Annotated in this window: 14 protein-coding genes; all 14 read left to right on the top strand. The window is 39.3% G+C overall.

What is annotated here, in order from left to right; all coding sequences use genetic code 11:
• Positions 1–86 precede the first annotated feature (86 nt).
• A complete protein-coding gene (locus E7B10_RS05060) occupies positions 87–1,472 on the top strand; it encodes a nucleobase:cation symporter-2 family protein (protein WP_004696527.1) in 1,386 nt (461 codons plus the stop codon).
• Between the two features lie 204 nt (positions 1,473–1,676).
• Positions 1,677–2,864 carry a RuBisCO large subunit C-terminal-like domain-containing protein gene (locus E7B10_RS05055; protein WP_205112520.1) on the top strand — a complete coding sequence of 396 codons (1,188 nt, stop codon included), beginning with the start codon at positions 1,677–1,679 and terminating at the stop codon, positions 2,862–2,864.
• 105 nt (positions 2,865–2,969) lie between these two features.
• Entirely contained in the window at positions 2,970–3,776 is an 807-nt protein-coding gene (locus E7B10_RS05050; RefSeq protein WP_008714316.1) for an MBL fold metallo-hydrolase, read from the top strand.
• A 2-nt stretch (positions 3,777–3,778) separates the two neighbouring features.
• Positions 3,779–4,258, top strand: a complete 480-nt coding sequence (rlmH, locus tag E7B10_RS05045) for a 23S rRNA (pseudouridine(1915)-N(3))-methyltransferase RlmH (protein ID WP_008714315.1) — start codon at positions 3,779–3,781, stop codon at positions 4,256–4,258.
• Positions 4,259–4,369: 111 nt separating this feature from the next.
• Positions 4,370–4,825: a CBS domain-containing protein gene (locus tag E7B10_RS05040; RefSeq protein ID WP_004696521.1), complete on the top strand. Its 456-nt coding sequence runs from the start codon at positions 4,370–4,372 to the stop codon at positions 4,823–4,825.
• Positions 4,826–4,988: 163 nt separating this feature from the next.
• Positions 4,989–6,293, top strand: coding sequence for a trigger factor (gene tig / locus E7B10_RS05035; protein WP_004698674.1), 1,305 nt, complete (start codon positions 4,989–4,991; stop codon positions 6,291–6,293).
• Between the two features lie 36 nt (positions 6,294–6,329).
• Positions 6,330–6,923: an ATP-dependent Clp endopeptidase proteolytic subunit ClpP gene (gene clpP, locus E7B10_RS05030; RefSeq protein ID WP_004696517.1), complete on the top strand. Its 594-nt coding sequence runs from the start codon at positions 6,330–6,332 to the stop codon at positions 6,921–6,923.
• 12 nt (positions 6,924–6,935) lie between these two features.
• On the top strand, positions 6,936–8,189 hold the full coding sequence (gene clpX / locus E7B10_RS05025) for an ATP-dependent protease ATP-binding subunit ClpX (RefSeq protein WP_008601448.1): 1,254 nt from the start codon (positions 6,936–6,938) through the stop codon (positions 8,187–8,189).
• A gap of 65 nt (positions 8,190–8,254) precedes the next feature.
• Positions 8,255–10,564, top strand: coding sequence for an endopeptidase La (gene lon, locus E7B10_RS05020; protein WP_287511318.1), 2,310 nt, complete (start codon positions 8,255–8,257; stop codon positions 10,562–10,564).
• The gene (gene yihA, locus E7B10_RS05015) at positions 10,564–11,262 is read left to right on the top strand and encodes a ribosome biogenesis GTP-binding protein YihA/YsxC (protein ID WP_024062006.1); all 699 of its coding nucleotides are present in this window, start codon (positions 10,564–10,566) and stop codon (positions 11,260–11,262) included. Before lon ends, yihA begins: the two co-directional genes overlap by 1 nt.
• The gene (locus tag E7B10_RS05010; protein ID WP_278451723.1) at positions 11,259–12,230 is read left to right on the top strand and encodes a polyprenyl synthetase family protein; all 972 of its coding nucleotides are present in this window, start codon (positions 11,259–11,261) and stop codon (positions 12,228–12,230) included. The genes yihA and E7B10_RS05010 overlap by 4 nt, the downstream gene beginning before the upstream one ends.
• A gap of 1 nt (position 12,231) precedes the next feature.
• The gene (gene tatC, locus E7B10_RS05005) at positions 12,232–13,122 is read left to right on the top strand and encodes a twin-arginine translocase subunit TatC (RefSeq protein WP_278451722.1); all 891 of its coding nucleotides are present in this window, start codon (positions 12,232–12,234) and stop codon (positions 13,120–13,122) included.
• 20 nt (positions 13,123–13,142) lie between these two features.
• Positions 13,143–15,800 carry a valine--tRNA ligase gene (locus E7B10_RS05000; protein WP_004698608.1) on the top strand — a complete coding sequence of 886 codons (2,658 nt, stop codon included), beginning with the start codon at positions 13,143–13,145 and terminating at the stop codon, positions 15,798–15,800.
• Positions 15,801–15,812: 12 nt separating this feature from the next.
• Positions 15,813–17,120 carry a folylpolyglutamate synthase/dihydrofolate synthase family protein gene (locus E7B10_RS04995; protein ID WP_004698575.1) on the top strand — a complete coding sequence of 436 codons (1,308 nt, stop codon included), beginning with the start codon at positions 15,813–15,815 and terminating at the stop codon, positions 17,118–17,120.

Below are 17,120 nucleotides of genomic sequence, written 5' to 3'. Positions count from 1 at the left end.
GATGAGATTTCTAAACTCTATCATGTACGATAGTATGACTATATTGTTTAACTAGTAACTAAAACGTAAGATATGAGGTGATTCTTATGAGTAAAGGTGCATCTGGTGTCGACCATGTAGATGGTATGCTGCCAATCCCGCAGTTATTCGCTTATGGTTTACAGCACGTTCTGGCTATGTATGCTGGGGCAGTAGCTGTACCAATTATTATTGCACAAGCTATGCATTTGCCAATTGAAGATTTAATTCGTTTGATTACAGCTGACTTATTTACATGTGGTGTAGCTACATTGATTCAAACATTAGGGTTCGGACCTGTCGGTGGTCGCATTCCTCTTATTCAAGGTGTAACATTTGCTTCTGTAGGTCCAATGATTCTGATTGGTCAGCAGCATGATATTACTACCATTTACGGTGCGATTATCGTAGCTGGTCTCTTTACATTCCTTGTGGCACCATTTTTCAGTCGTTTGATTCGGCTATTCCCACCTGTAGTAACAGGTACTATCATTACTATTATTGGTATCAACTTGATGCCAGTAGCTGTTAACTGGATGGGGGGGGGCGTAGGCAATAAAAACTTTGGCGATCCACTATACATAGCTCTTGGTGTAGCTACATTTGTTCTCGTTGTATTAACTTATCGATTTGGTAAAGGTTTCCTTGGTAATTTGGCAATCTTAGTTGGGCTTATTCTCGGTACAGCCTTAGCTATGATTGTTGGTATTACAGATTTTTCAGAAGTAGGGCGTTCTCAATGGATTTCTGTTGTGACACCATTCTATTTTGGCCTTCCAACCTTTGACTTTGCTTCTATTGTATCTATGATTATTGTAATGCTCGTAGTTATGGTAGAAACAACTGGTGATAGTATTGCAGTTGGAGAAATCGTAGATAAACCTATTGGTCAAAAAGAGTTGGCTGCGGTACTTCGTGCGGATGGCTTATCCACTATTATTGGTGGTATCCTTAATAGTTTTCCGTATACAGCATTTGCTCAAAACGTAGGTCTTATTGCTGTAACACGTGTTAAGAGTCGTTTCGTTGTAGCAGCATCTGGTGTAATTTTAATTTTATTAGGCCTTTTCCCTAAATTAGCCGCTATCGTAGCTTGTATTCCAAATGCTGTACTAGGGGGCGCAGGAATTGCTATGTTCGGCATGATTATCGCCAGTGGGATTCGTTCTCTTGGTAAAGTTAGTTTCGATGGTAACTATAACCTGATGCTAGTTGCCATTAGTATTGGGGTATCCATGATTCCTCTTGCAGCACCTCAATTCTATACACACTTTCCAGCATGGGCTCAAATTCTTTTGAAATCTGGTATCACAGCTGGTAGTATAGTAGCTGTTATTTTAAATGTAATGTTTAATGGTTTTGGTTATAAAACTGTTAATGAACCTAATCGTGCGACTCGTAAATATCGTCACTTCACACGATTCAAAGGTTATCCTAAACATTTCTACCAATAAGATATAGTTAGACGAGTTTACTCTCATGCGATTATATGTATTGTCTCTCACAGTAGAAACCTTGTTAGTATAGGTAAAACATCAATATATATGTTTTCGTTTGTTAAAAAGATCTCACTCTGATTTGGAGTGAGGTCTTTTTTTATGGAATCGTATACTACTTTGGTATATAATTAAATAATATTATTGTAAAGGAGACGCATTATGAAAGACGAGCGATTTATAGTTATATATAGAATAGAAGCGAGTACATATGAAGAAGCAAAATCAATTGCTTGGGCTGTTCAAGTAGAGCAAACCATAGAATTTCCTTATGAGTTTGTGACGGATCCATACATTAAAGAAACTATTACTGGTCGACTAGAATCTCTTGAACCTATAGTAGAAGACTCTCCTTATATCAATGTAGGTGTGATGCCAAATGCTGTAATTGACACCTCTCGTTACTATTTGGCTCGTATTTCATATCACGTAGATACCACGGCCTTAGAGGCTACACAATTTTTAAATGTTGTCTTTGGTAATTCTTCGTTACAGCCACATATTTGGGTAGTAGATATTGAACTATGTCCAACACTTTACGATGTGTTTAAGGGACCACGATTTGGCTTGCAAGGAATTCGTTGTTTAGTGGAAACCCCGACGCGTCCAATGATTCAAGCCGTTGTAAAGCCGATGGGAACACCAAACGGGGAATTGGCTCGCATGTGTGGAGCCTATACACGTGGTGGGGCAGATGTCATAAAGGATGATCATGGTATTTCTAATCAGTCCTTCTCTCAATATAAAGATCGTGTAAAACGATGTGCTTCTATGGTACAGGAAATGAACACTACACATGGGACACATACATTATATGCAGCAAATGTATCTGGTGATGGCACAGACGTATTGGAACGCGCTTATTTTGCCAAAGAGGCTGGTGCTACAGCTCTCATGGTGGCTTCAGGTCTCGTTGGTTTCGGTTGGTTACACAAATTAGCTACTGATGAAAAATTACGATTGCCTATTATTCATCATCCCGCTTATTCTGGTGGATTTGTGAGCCCTGGTGTATCTGGTGTAGCCGATTACTTACAACTAGGTTTATTACCTCGTATTTTTGGGGCTGATATGCCAATCTTCGTATCTTATGGTGGACGCTTTACTTTTACAGAGGAACAATGCAAGAGGATTTCCTCTTACATTAAACGACCAATGGGCTTGATGAAGGCGGCTTGCCCTGCACCAGGTGGTGGCGTTACAGATACTCGTCTTAATGAACTTGTTGAGCTGTACGGAAATGATACGATGTTCCTTGTTGGAGGCGATATGTTCCGCAGAGGGCCAGATATTGAGGCTAATATGTCGTATTTTGTAGAGCGTCTGACTAAATTATCTGAAAGAACGTAATAATAGCTTGAATTTAAATGAGTTAATACAATATTTAACTAAATAACTAAGCTATTGACTTTTACAGAAATAATAGATTTATGATTAAGTATATGGAGTGTTTTGATGAGTGAATCCTCACCGTTGGAGGTCCATGTCCTTGCCAGTGGTAGTAAGGGCAATTGTACAGTGATAAAAAAAGGGAACTCCGTCATATTGCATGATGTAGGCATCAGTTGTCGACGCATTGTCAATGGGTTAAAAGAATTACAAATTGATATGGCACAGGTAGAGGGTATATTTGTCAGTCATGAACATAGTGATCACATTGCGGGATTACAACAATTACTAAAACGATTTGATATTCCTGTGTATACGAAGCAAGGCACCTGGCGTGAAATCCAAGATAAGTTAATCGTGCCAAAGAATCGATTAATCGAGCTTACAAAGGGCAGTTTGACGTTGGGGAGTCTAATTGTGGAACCTTTTTCGGTAAGTCATGATGCGGCTGATCCAATTGGTATAAATGTGTTTGCTGGGAACGATAAGGCAACTATTGTCACTGATACAGGCGTGATTTCAGATGATATTTTACGTAGAATTGATGATACGACTCTGTTAGTGCTAGAGGCGAATTATGATCCTCATATGTTGCGATTCGGACCATATCAGCCGTTTTTGAAACAAAGGGTGGCTAGTGATGAAGGTCATTTGAGTAATGAAATGGCTGCGCAAGCACTACTCATGATGAAACGTCCTGATTTTATGCAAGTTATATTGGCCCATCGTTCTGAAAATAATAATAACTCTGTCCTTGTTACCCAAACTATTGGCAAAATGCTTGTTGATGGTGGTGTTCGTATTGGACCTGAAATGAAGTTACAACATGGTCAGCCTAATGAAATTGTGTCCATCCAATCTGTGAAGAGGTAAAAATGAGATTTTATGTAGTCTGTATCGGCAAATTGAAGGATGCTTATTTACGTGAGGGCGTAGCAGAGTTTGTGAAACGCATGCGCCCCTATGGTGGCATTACAATTACAGAGCTGAATGAAAGTAAAATTGGAGATAAGCCGAGTAATGCGGATCGCAAACAAGTCGTTGCAGAAGAAGGAGACCGTTTATTAAAAGCGGTCCCTAAAAATGCGTATACCGTATTACTTGACGTGTATGGCAAACCAATGTCCTCTGAAGAACTCGCTAAGACGGTATCTAAGCTTGAGGTGGATGGTGTTAGCGATATGGCTTTCATTATTGGTGGTGCCTTTGGGGTGAGTGATATATTACGTCAGGCTGTAAATTATAAATTATCTTTTAGCCCTATGACTTTTACTCATCAAATGGTTCGATTGCTACTTGTAGAACAAATTTATCGAGCATCAAAAATCAATCGTAATGAACCTTATCATTGGTAGAAGACGTAGACTTAAAAATTATTTGTATAATACTTTCAGAAAAAAGGAGTTTTATTATACTGTGGCGAATAGTATAATAAAGCAAGATGTATTTGTAAGGAGGAATTCACTATGAAAATCCAAGAAGTAATGAATAAATACCCTGTTACTGTTGGCAAAGATGCGCCGATTTCTGATGTAGCTGATTTATTGGTTAAATATAATTTAACAGCGGTGTCCGTAGTGGATGATGATAATAAGTTGTTAGGTATTATCTCTGAAGGTGATTTACTATATAAAAAAGTACGTCCTCATGTGCCTCATTATGTTAATGTATTAGGCGCTAGCATCTATTACAATGGCATTGGCGAATACAATGCTCAATTCAAAAAATTATTGGCATCTCACGTTCATGAGTTGATGACTGATGAAGTAATTACAACCACACCGGATAAAGATGTAGAAGAAATTGTATCTGTTATGCTTGATCAACATTTGAAAAATGTGCCAGTTGTAGATAAAGAGTATCGTTTGATCGGGATTTTGTCTCGTCGTGACATTATCAAATTGATTGCTAAAGATAACTAATTAGCATAATTATGTAAAATATGTAAAGACCACCCATTTTGGGGTGGTCTTTTAGTGTATATTGAGAAGAATTGCATTGACCTTGCATTTATGTTATTATTAGGAGTGCATAATATACTACAGAAATTTGGGCATATTGCCCTTCGAGGAGGACATATTTTAAATGAAAGCAACTGTAAATCCTGTTGATCAACACGTAGTAACGTTAACTATTGAAGTACCTGCAGCAGAAGTAGATAAGGGCATTAAACAAGCTGTAAAACGCATTGCAGGTCAAGTGAACATCCCTGGCTTCCGTAAAGGACATGCGCCTCGCCGTATTTTGGAAATGAACTTCGGCAAAGAAGCTATCTTGGAAGAAGCATTTGAAGTATTGGCTAGCCAAAACTATAGTGCTGCACTTCGTGAAAATGATATCGTGCCTGTATCTGAACCTGAAATCGAACGGGAACAATTCGAAGAAGGCAAAGATTTGATTTTCAAAGCTACTGTAACTAAACGCCCTGAAGTTAAACTTGGCGATTACAAAGGCTTAGAAGCAGAAAAACAAGATGCTACAGTATCTGATGAACAAATCGAAGAACAGTTGAACAATATTCGTGAACAACAAGCAAAAATGGTTGTTGCTGAAGAAGGCGCTACAATTCAAAAAGATGACTTCGCAGTAATCGACTTTGCTGGTTCCGTTGATGGTAAACCTTTTGATGGTGGTGAAGGTAAATCCTACCCATTACAAATCGGTTCTGGTAGCTTCATTCCTGGCTTCGAAGATCAATTAATTGGCGCTAAAGCTGGTGATGATGTAACTGTAAAAGTAACATTCCCTGAAGACTACTTCGTAGCAGAACTTGCTGGTAAAGAAGCAGAATTCAAAACTCATATCCATGATATTAAACGTAAAGAATTGCCTGAATTGAATGATGAATTTGCAAAAGAAGCAAGCTCTTACGAAACTATTGAAGAATTGAAAAAAGATCTTCGCACTAAAATGGAGGAAGAAGCTTCCCGTCGTGCAATCGATACTTACAATGCTGACTTGATTCAAACAGCTGTTAAAAATGCAACTGTAGAAATCCCAGAAGTAATGATTAAAGATCGCGTAGAACAAATGATTCAAGAATTGGCTATGAATATGGAAGGCCGTGGCTTGAAACTTGATGACTACTTGAAATTCTCCAATAAAACTATCGAAGATTTACGCTCTGAATACAAAGATTCCGCAGCTGAAAACGTACGCGCTGATTTAGTATTGGATGCTATTGCAACTGCTGAAGGTATCGAAGTAACTCCAGATGATATGAACCGTGAAATCTTCATTATGGCTCAAAACTTTGGGGCAGATCCTAAAGAAGTTTGGGATATTATTGCAAAAGAAGGTCGTGTAGCTATGTTGGCAGGCTCTGTAGCTCGCAAAAAAGCAGCTCGATTCATTATTGATAATGCAAAAGGCGCTGAAGCGGCTGAATAATAGTTTGCTCAACTAGGTACATGAAAAGGTGATTACATGTATGTACCAATCGTAGTTGAACAAGGTGAACGCGGAGAGCGTTCCTATGATATTTACTCTCGCTTGTTAAAGGATCGCATTATTTTCCTTGGTGGCCCCATCGATGATAATGTGGCAAATGCGGTTATTGCGCAAATGTTATTCCTGGAAGCAGAGGATCCTGATAAGGATATCCATTTGTACATCAATAGCCCTGGTGGTGTTGTAACCGCAGGTATGGCTATTTATGATACGATGCAATATATTAAACCAGATGTGTCTACTATTTGTGTAGGCTCTGCAGCGAGCATGGGTGCTGTGCTTTTAACAGCTGGCACTAAAGGTAAACGATATGCGTTACCTCATGCGCGCATCATGATTCACCAACCATTAGGTGGTGTACAAGGACAAGCATCTGAAATTGAAATCCATGCCCGTGAGATTCTTCGCATGCGTGAAGAGTTAAATGGTATCTTAGCTTCTCGCAGTGGACAAGATATTGAAGTAGTAGCTCGCGATACAGATCGCGATAACTTCATGAGTGCTCAGGATGCCGTTGAATACGGCTTAATTGATGAGGTGCTCACAAGAGAACCTGTAGAAAGCAAGTAATGGAGGCGCCCCTTGGCAAAAGATAAAGACACTATGCGCTGCAGTTTTTGTGGACGCACAAGCGAAGAAGTCCGCAAATTAGTGGCGGGGCCTAACGTGTATATTTGTGATGAATGCGTTGAAGTTTGTGAACGCATCATTGCAGATGAGTTGGGTGCGGTTGAGACGGACGACTTCAATTTAAAAGAATTGCCAACGCCTAGAGAAATTAAAGCTCATCTTGACGAATATGTCATTGGTCAAGATGATGCTAAAATCTCTTTAGCCGTGGCTGTATATAATCACTACAAACGTTTACAAACAGATAATGTAGTTGATGATGTAGAATTACAAAAGGCTAATGTTTTATTCATTGGTCCTACTGGTAGTGGTAAAACACTATTGGCTCAAACCTTAGCGAAAATGCTAGAAGTACCATTTGCTATTGCAGATGCTACAAGCTTAACTGAGGCTGGGTATGTAGGGGAAGATGTAGAAAACATCTTACTCAAAATTATCCAAGCTGCAGATTATGATATAGCTCGGGCTGAACGTGGCATTATCTATATCGATGAAATTGATAAGATTGCTCGTAAGTCTGAGAACCCTTCCATTACACGTGATGTGTCTGGTGAAGGCGTACAACAAGCATTGCTTAAAATCTTAGAAGGTACTGTCGCTTCTGTTCCCCCACAAGGTGGTAGGAAGCATCCTAATCAAGAAATGCTTCAAATTGACACTACGAATATTCTCTTTATTTGTGGTGGTGCATTTGATGGTATGGATAAGGTTATTACTAAGCGTACCGCTAAGAAAACACTTGGCTTTGGTGCAGATGTACAGCGTAAAGAAGAACGCAATGTATCGGCTATCTTAAAAGATGTTGTACCTGAAGATTTATTAAAATTTGGCTTGATTCCTGAGTTTATTGGACGTTTGCCAGTAATGGTGACATTAGATCAATTAGACAGAGATGCGTTAATTCAAATTTTGACAAAGCCTAAAAATGCATTAACAAAACAATATGAAAAAATTCTATCCCTTGATGGTGTAGAATTAACTTTCACTGAAGATGCATTAGAAGAAATCGCTGATGAAGCATTACAGCGAAAAACAGGTGCTCGTGGTTTGCGTGCTATCATTGAAAAGGTGATGAAACGCGTAATGTTTGAGGTTCCTTCCATGCCGGAAGTAACTAAGTGCATTGTGAATCGTGAATCCGTATTAAGCACAGGTGAACCTATACTCAAAAATGAGGCAGACCAAGACATCCAGTTGAAATCGTAATTCGAAGAAACTCATTTCTGTGTAGGAATGAGTTTCTTTTCATAATATATATACCTGGAGGAAGTATGAATTTACTCGAAGTTGGGATCCCTACCGTACCTCTCAGAGGCATGGTAGTATACCCGAATATCGTGATTCACCTCGATATCGGTCGAGACAAATCCATTAAGGCGGTGGAAGCCGCAATGAATGAGGACCGCATTTTAGCCGTCGTAACTCAAAAAGATGATGCTGTAGATGCACCAACAGTTCATGATTTAGCCCAAATGGGTACATTAGTAAAAATTAAACAAATGTTGCGCTTACCAGGTGGTATAGTACGTGTTCTTGTAGAGGGCATCACTCGTATTCGTCTTATGAATATTACTAGCATGGACCCTTATTATATAGGAGACTATGAACGAGTGGCGTCTGAATTTGAAGACGATGTAGAGCTTGAAGCTTATCGTCGTTTGGTTCAAGCTAAATTTGGCGAATGGGCAGAAGAAGCTAAATCAGTTACTGATGAAGGTGTAACGCGCGTTATGGAATTACGCAATCCTTGTGAATTAGCTGACCAAGTTGCATTTCTATTGCCTATTAATAATTTGAAACGTCAAGAGTTACTTGAAGAATTATCTGTGGCTCGTCGTCTTAACATGATTGTAGGCATTTTAAATATGGAATTACAAATCTCTGATTTGGAAAATTCCATCAATAATCAAGTGCGTCAATCTATGGAAAAAGCGCAGAAGGAATATTTCTTGCGCGAAAAAATCCGCGTTATCCACGATGAGTTGGGGGATAAAGGGGATCCCGAGGAGGAGGCAGAAGAACTACGAGTTAAGTTAAAAGCACTTAACCTAAGTGAAGACGTACATACGCGTATTGATAAAGAAATTTCTCGTTACAGCCGCATGCCTCAATTGATGCCGGAAGCAACAATTTTGCGCAATTACCTAGATTGGGTATTGGCATTACCGTGGAACGAATTAACGGAAGATCGTTTAGATATTAAGGGCGCTCATGCTATGCTCGAGGCCGATCATTATGGCCTTGAAAAGGTTAAGAAACGCATTTTAGAATTTTTAGCGGTTCGTAAATTAACCGGTAAAAATAGTGGCTCTATTCTTTGTTTAGTAGGCCCACCAGGCGTTGGTAAAACCTCTTTGGCTACCTCTATTGCTAAAGCAATGAATCGTAAGTTTATCCGTGCATCCTTAGGTGGTGTTCGTGATGAAGCTGAAATTCGTGGACATCGACGTACTTATATTGGTGCTTTACCTGGTCGTATGATTCAGGGGTTAAAAAATGTAGGTACTAAGAATCCTGTATTTTTATTGGATGAAATTGATAAATTAGCATCTGATTATAAAGGTGATCCATCCTCAGCGTTATTAGAGGTATTGGATCCAGAACAAAATAGCACATTTAGTGATCACTTTATCGAAGTACCGTTCGACTTCTCTGAAGTTTTCTGGATTACTACGGCTAACGTAGCATCTAATATTCCTGGTCCATTGTTAGATCGTATGGAAATTATTGAGTTGTCCAGCTATATGGAAGAAGAAAAACTAGAAATTGCTAAGCGTTACTTAACACCTAAGCAAATTAAGAAAAATGGCCTTGAAGATTACAAGGTTAAATTATCTGATGCTGTGTTAAGAAAGGTAATTTCCGAATATACTCGCGAAGCAGGTGTTCGTACTTTAGAGAAAACAATTGCTAAGATTTGCCGTAAGATTGCTTTCAAAGTAGTTGAAGAAGGCGGAGACGCACCAAAAGTCACTACTAAGAATCTTCACGAATTCTTAGGCGCACCAATCTTTGTTGACCAAGAGCGAGAAAAGAAAGCACAAGTTGGCTATGTAAATGGATTAGCTTGGACATCTGTTGGTGGTGTAGTATTACCATGTGAAGCTACAACTATGAATGGTACCGGTAAATTGGCTTTAACTGGTAGTCTCGGCAAGGTTATGCAAGAGTCTGGTCAAGCGGCTATGAGTTATATTCGCCATAATGCAAAAGCTTTAAAGATTGAAGAAGATTTTTATAAAAAGCTTGATATTCACGTTCACTTGCCAGAAGGGGCAACCCCTAAAGATGGTCCTTCAGCAGGTATTACAATGACATTAGCTATGGTATCTATTTTGACTAACCGCAAGGTTCGTTCTGATATTGCCATGACTGGTGAAATCACATTGCGTGGCCGCGTATTACCAATAGGCGGCTTAAAAGAAAAATTATTAGCAGCCTTGTCTCATGGTATTAAAGAGGTGTTGATTCCAAAAGGCAATGAAAAGGATATTGCAGAATTACCTGACATTGTGAAAGAAGGCCTCATCATTACGCCAGTTAAGACAATGGATGAAGTATTAGCAAAGGCATTTGTGTAATGCAAAAGAAGAAAAAATCCACTAAACCAATGGGCCCAAAACCACAATATACACGAAAAGAACCAAAGGGGCCTCGTATTATAGCTGCAAAATATAATACTTCCTGTGTGAAGGCGGATCAATATCCTGAAGGGGATACCGTAGAAATCGCCTTCCTTGGACGCTCTAATGTGGGCAAGTCTTCGTTGATTAATTCTTTATGTAACTATCGTGGGTTAGCCCTCGTTAGTGGTCAGCCAGGTAAGACTAAGACGATAAACTACTTTGATATTGAATCAAAAGAGGATATTTCTGAAACCGAGGAACGCAGATATAACTGGTTTCTCGTTGACCTTCCTGGTTATGGTTTTGCAAAGACAAATAAAGGAAACCGCAATCTGTGGTCTTCCTTTATTGCCGATTATATTTTACATTCTGAACGATTGATGTTGTTGTGTTTACTTATCGATGGTCGCCATCCTGAAATGGCCATTGATAAGGTGGCCTTTGATTGGCTCGTCGAAGCCGGTGTTCCGTTACAAATTGTAGTGACCAAGGCCGATAAATTGACGGCTAAAGAAAAGTCTGCAAACTTGTCTATTATTAAAGAGCTATATCCAACGGCTACCCCGCCGATTTTGTACAGCTCTTTAAAGCATACTGGACGTGAGCTTTTACAACAACGAATCAATAAAATTTTGGTAGGAGATGAAGCATGAGTCAAACGAACGAATTAGAGATTATGGAACGCATTGCTCTAGATTTAGAGCGTGTCGAAGAGTCTCTTGCATCATCTTTTAATACCGGTGCAGAGGACTTCAATGCACTGATTCGACCGTTATCAGCAGCAGGTGGTAAGCGTTTGCGTGCTCAATTGTGTCTATTGATTGCTAATGCAGGTACATCTATAGAGCGTCAACGCATTAAAATTGCTGAGGCTGTTGAAATGCTTCATTTAGCAACACTTATCCATGACGATGTTTTAGATCAAGCTGAAATTCGCCGTGGGGAGGATACAATTCACATGCATAAAGGTAATAAAGTAGCTATCCTTAGTGGTGATTATTTATTTGCTAAAGCATTTAAAATCGTATCTGAAATGACGAATATGAAGTATCTTCAAGTATTCTCTCATATTATCACATGCCTCGTAGAAGGTGAGTTCATGCAAATGGAAGATGTATATCGCATCGATCAAGGCATAGAGCGTTATATGACAAAGACGCAAAAGAAAACAGCAGACTTTATGGAAGGCTGTATGGAGCTTGGTGGTCTCTTAGGAGATTGGCAAGCGAATGAAATCATAGAGTTGAAAAAATATGGTCATGCATTAGGCATGGCATTCCAAATTACAGACGATATTATGGATTATCGTGAAACAGCGGAAACAACGGGAAAGCCTGTAGGGAATGATCTTCGAGAGGGACTATTGACGTATCCGTTATTAAGCATCGTTAACGATGGTAATAAAGATAAATTGCTTGAAGATATTAAAGGCTTAAATAATGGTGGTAATGAGCAAGACATTATTGATTATGTTATTGCTCAAGGTGGAATTGATAATACATTAGCTGTAGCTGATAAATATTGTAAAGATGCTCTAGCGGCACTCGCTGCAGTGCGTGATTTCCCAGGGAAGGAATTCCTTGTGATGGCTGTAGAAAATCTGGCTGATAGAAAGGTATAATATGGAACCATTCGAACCAAAATCGGATTTCGAATATCCCATGCAAAAACCTTCTTTTGATAGTGTAGTTCGTCAAAAACGGCGTGAAGCAGAACAAAAGACTGAGCAAGAACGATATAAGGTGGCAACTCAACACATTCCTGAGGATGTGGAAGATGAACCAGTTTATACGGCTATAGAGCAGAAGATGATGGATGAAGCAAGGGAATTGTCTCTTGTAGGACATCTTTCAGAGCTGCGAAAACGATTGATTATAATAGCTGTAGCAGTTATTGTGGGAACTTGTATTTCTTATTATTATGTAGACTTATTATTGGAAATACTCCTAAAACCGGCTGGCAAGCTCTATTATATGAGACCTACTGAAGCATTTTTTACATATATGAAGGTGTCTGTTGTAGGTGGCTTAGTCATAGCCGCTCCCATTATATTGCATCAGATTTGGCTATTTGTTAAGCCTGCACTAACTGTGCGAGAAAAGCAGCTATCTAACTGGATCTTACCAGTAGCAATTGGTCTATTCGGGATAGGTATTGTATTTTCTTATTTTCTCGTATTGCCTGCAGCGGTGAAGTTCTTTATGGGCTTTGCTACAGATGAATTACAGCCGATGTTTTCTATTGGTCAGTATATGGACTTTGTATTATCCTTTGTATTGCCCTTTGGATTTATCTTTGAGTTGCCGTTGATCTTAATTATTTTGGGATATTTCAACTTAATTACATCACGCTTTTTAAAAACGAAGCGAAAGATATTTATTCTTATATCCTTTATCATAGGTGCTGTCATTTCACCTACACCGGATATGTTCTCGCAAACGATGATTGCATTACCTATGATATTGCTATATGAAACAAGCCTATTTGTATTGGCTAAAATTATGAAGCGCTAAGGAGTCTTTTAGGAGGAACGATGAAAACCTACGAAAATTTAACCACATATAATCCTGGTGAAATAGAAGGCAAATGGTATTCTTATTGGGAAAATCAAGGATACTTTCACGAAGAAGTAGACACGAATAAAGAGCCATTTAGTATCGTATTACCACCTCCTAATGTAACTGGTATGTTGCATATGGGGCATGCCCTTGATAACACATTACAAGACATCCTCATCCGTTTCAAACGCATGCAAGGCTACAATGTATTGTGGATGCCAGGTACAGACCACGCTGGTATTGCTACACAAATCAAAGTAGAAGAGATGCTTGCTAAAGAAGAAGGAAAATCTCGCTATGATTTGGGCCGTGAAAAATTCGTAGAGCGCGTGTGGGAATGGAAAAAAGAATATGGTGATACTATTGTAAAACAAATCCGTAGCCTTGGCGCATCCTGTGATTGGACCCGTGAGCGATTTACTTTGGATGAAGGATACTACCATGCAGTGCGCGAAGTATTTGTAAGCCTTTATGAAAAAGGTTTGATCTATCGCGGTGAACGCATCATCAACTGGTGTCCTCGTTGTGCCACTGCGTTATCTGATGTTGAAGTTGAGCATGAAGACGAACATGGCCATTTATGGCATATTAAATATCCTGTAAAAGGTGAAGATAATCGTTTCGTTGTTGTTGCTACAACTCGTCCAGAAACAATGTTTGGTGATGTAGCAGTAGCAGTAAATCCTGATGATGATCGTTATAAAGATCTCATTGGTAAAACATTAATCTTGCCATTTGTTAATCGAGAAATCCCTGTAATTGCCGATGACTATGTTGATGCTAGCTTCGGTACAGGCTGTGTAAAAATTACACCTGCTCATGACCCTAATGACTTTGAAATGGGTCAACGCCATGATTTAGAGTCCATCGTTGTTATGAACAATGATGCAACAATGAATGAAGGTGCTGGCAAATTTAATGGCTTACCTCGTGAAGAAGCGCGTAAACAAGTAGTAGCTGAACTTAAAGAATTAGGCCTACTTGAAAAAATCGATGATCATGACCATGCAGTAGGTCATTGCTCTCGTTGTAATACAATCATCGAACCAATGGTATCTAAACAATGGTTCGTAGATATGAAACCATTGGCAGAGCCAGCTCTTAAGGTTGTTAAAGACCACGAAGTAGAGTTCGTTCCTGAACGTTTTACAAAAACATATGTGAACTGGCTTGAAAATATCCGCGATTGGACGATTTCTCGTCAATTGTGGTGGGGCCATCGCATTCCTGCATGGTATTGTGATGATTGTGGTGAAACTATCGTTAGCCGTGAAGATATTACAGAATGTCCTCATTGCCACGGTCATGTTACACAAGATCCAGATGTTCTTGATACATGGTTTAGCTCTGGTTTATGGCCGTTTGCCACACTGGGTTGGCCTAAGCAAACTCCAGAACTTAAACAATGGTATCCAACAAGTGTGCTTGTAACTGGTTACGATATCATCTTCTTCTGGGTTGCTCGTATGATCTTTATGGCTCTTGAGTTTGAACATGAAATTCCATTTAAACATGTATTTATTCATGGTCTTGTTCGCGATAGCCAGGGCCGTAAAATGAGTAAATCTTTGGGCAATGGTATTAATCCGCTTGAAGTTATCGACCAATATGGTGCTGATGCATTGCGCTTTACTCTTGTAACTGGCAACACACCTGGTAACGATATGCGTTTCTATATGGAACGTGTTGAGGCTAACCGTAACTTTGCCAATAAGATTTGGAATGCATCAAAATTTGTATTGATGAACCTTACAAATTATGATGAAAGTTTCGTTCCAACAGTAGATGATTTGACATTGGCTGACCAATGGATTGTTCAAAAATACAATGAAACTGTACAAAATGTAACATCTAACCTCGATAAATTCGAATTAGGCGAGGCTGCTAGTTCAGTATATGACTTCATTTGGAATACATACTGCGATTGGTACATTGAATTAGCGAAACCTCGTTTGTATAGTGAAAGTGACGAACGTGATCGTCGTACAGTTCAATATTTACTTGTAACAATCTTACGTCATATGCTCGAATTATTACATCCATTCATGCCGTTCGTAACTGAACATATTTGGCAACATTTGCCACACGAAGGGGACAGCATCGTTGTTACTAAATGGCCTGAAGCATTGAAATTCGATAATCTTGAAGGGGCAGCACGTCAAATGGAAGTTATGATGGATGCTATCAAAGGTATTCGTAACATGCGTGCTGAAATGAATGTGCCTTTAGGTAAAAAAGCTGAGGTTATCGTAGCGCCAACAGATGAAGCATTAGCTAAAACTGTAGCAGAACATAGTGACTACTTCGTAACATTGGCTTGGGCAGAGAAAGTAACAATTCTTGGTACCGATGATCCAAAACCAGAAAATGCGACTGTAACCGTTGTCAATGGTATGGAAGTATATCTCTTACTTAAAGACTTGATTGACGGTGAAAAAGAAAGAGAGCGTATTGCAAAGGAAAAAATCCAAATGGAAAAAGAAATTTCTCGTTTGGAAGGTAAATTGTCTAACCAAGGCTTCTTAGCAAAAGCTCCTGAAGCTGTAGTAGCAAAAGAAAAAGAAAAGTTAGAAGAATATAAACAAAAACAACAAGCGTTATTGGAACGTGAAGCGTTCCTTGAAACCTTATAATAGGAGGTTTATATGACATATCAGGAGGCCTTAGCCTATTTGGAGCAGGCATCTTCATTTGGTATTAAACCTGGCCTTGAACGAATTACGGCTTTTATGGATGTGTTAGGGAATCCACAAGAAGATTATAAAATTGTTCATGTTACAGGTACAAATGGTAAGGGCTCGGTTACCTCATATATTTCCTACGCACTGTTTACAAGTGGATTACGGGTGGGGCGATTTACATCGCCTCACCTTCAATCCTATACGGAGCGTATTCAAATTAATGATGGAAATATAACAGAGGAAGCCTTTGGAAAATTAATTAGTCGCGTAAAGATTGCAGTAGATACTATTATTAGTAATGGAATAGAAGCGCCAACACAATTTGAAATATTAACAGCTGCCGCATTTTTATTCTTTAAGGAGCAAGGTGTCGACTATGCTGTAGTAGAAGTTGGTTTAGGTGGCTTACTAGATTCTACTAATATCGTGACTCCAAAAGTATCTGTTATTACTAATGTAACAATAGATCATCAAGCATATTGTGGTGATACTGTCGAGGAAATTGCACGCCATAAAGCGGGGATTATCAAATCTAAGGTGCCTGTAGTGACAGCTGCACAAGATACACCTCTTAATGTTATTGAGGACGTAGCTAAAAAACAACATGCTAAGCTTTATGTTTTTAATAAAGATTTTGGTATCGATAGCCGCAGCGCTGTAACGGGTGGTCAAATGATTACGGTTAGTTCTAACGATGCTGCACCTGCTATGCTATTTACGACGATGGCTGGCATTCACCAATCTGTAAATCTCGCTTGTGCATTGATGGCCGTACGCCTGTTGATGAAAGAGGATACGAACATCAGTGAAGAAACGATACGTGAAGGATTTGCCCGCACTACGTGGGCGGGGCGCTTTGAAGTTAAACGAGGCTTAGATCGTACCTTTATATTTGACGGTGCTCACAATGCGGCAGGGGCTGAGTCTTTTGCCATGACGTACAATGAACTATTTAAGGACACACCGAAAACGGTGGTAATGGCTATCCTTAAAGATAAAGACCAAGAGGCTATTATTCGTGAAGTAGTTAAATCTGGCGACACAGTCCTCGTTGTACCTGCACCAACAGATAGAACAGAGGTACCTGAAAACTTGGTCGAAGTGATTCGCCGTACTGTACCTAAGGTGACGGCTCAAACTGCAGAATCTGTTGAGGCTGCATTAGCATTGGCTTATAAACATACAAAGACTGGTGATATCATTGCTGTATGTGGTTCTTTATATATTCTAGGGGATGCTCGTCAGTGGTTTTTCCATGAGATGAGTCATTGA

Source organism: Veillonella sp., assembly GCF_032470285.1.
Classification (GTDB): Bacteria; Bacillota; Negativicutes; order Veillonellales; family Veillonellaceae; genus Veillonella.
This window is presented reverse-complemented; position numbering and strand designations above follow the sequence as displayed.